Origin of the sequence: Brachyspira sp. SAP_772 (assembly GCF_009755885.1) — a bacterium.
GTDB lineage: Bacteria > Spirochaetota > Brachyspiria > Brachyspirales > Brachyspiraceae > Brachyspira.
In genome coordinates, this window is sequence record NZ_VYIX01000136.1 from 1 (window position 1) to 751 (window position 751).

The window sequence follows — 751 nt, forward strand, 5'->3', positions numbered from 1 at the left end:
AATGGAATAAATTTTTGGGTTATTCTTGGTCTGGCAAGATAAGATATAAAATGGAATAAATTTTTGGGTTATTCTTGGTCTGGCAAGATAAGATATAAAACCCATATGCCTGTAAATTAAAACAAAATAATAGAGAACTTATAATATATATAGGTTCTCTTTTTTTATATAAATAATATTAAACATTTACTTGATTATATGCTTTTTATATAATATACTTTAAACATATAATATTAAAATTAGAAAAACAAATTAGAGGTRTAATAACTTATGGAAAAAAATGTACAAGATAGAATTAATTCTTGGCTTAATGGTCCTTATGATGAAGAGACAAAAAAAGAGATTAAGGCATTATTAGATTCTGGTAATGAAAAAGAATTAACAGATGCTTTTTATAGAGATTTAGAGTTTGGTACAGGCGGACTTAGAGGGATAATGGGTGTTGGTACTAACAGAATGAATAAATATACTGTTGGTGTTGCTACTCAAGGTTTAGCTAACTATATACTTAAACAAGGCGGAAGTGATTATAAAGTTGCTATAGGCTATGATTCAAGAAATAATTCTGATGTATTTTCAAAGGCTGCTGCYGAGATACTTTCTTCAAATGGTATAAGCGTTTATTTGTATGATGATATTCATCCTATATCATTACTCTCTTATGCTGTTAGAAGTTTAGGCTGTATTGCCGGAGTAGTTGTTACTGCTAGTCATAACCCTAAAGAATATAATGGTTATAAAGTATATTGGA

At 28.2% G+C, this 751-nt stretch carries 1 pseudogene; it reads left to right on the forward strand.

Annotated elements, in window-relative coordinates:
* Positions 1–270 precede the first annotated feature (270 nt).
* Positions 271–751, forward strand: a pseudogene (locus GQX97_RS13080) (phospho-sugar mutase); the annotation flags it as partial.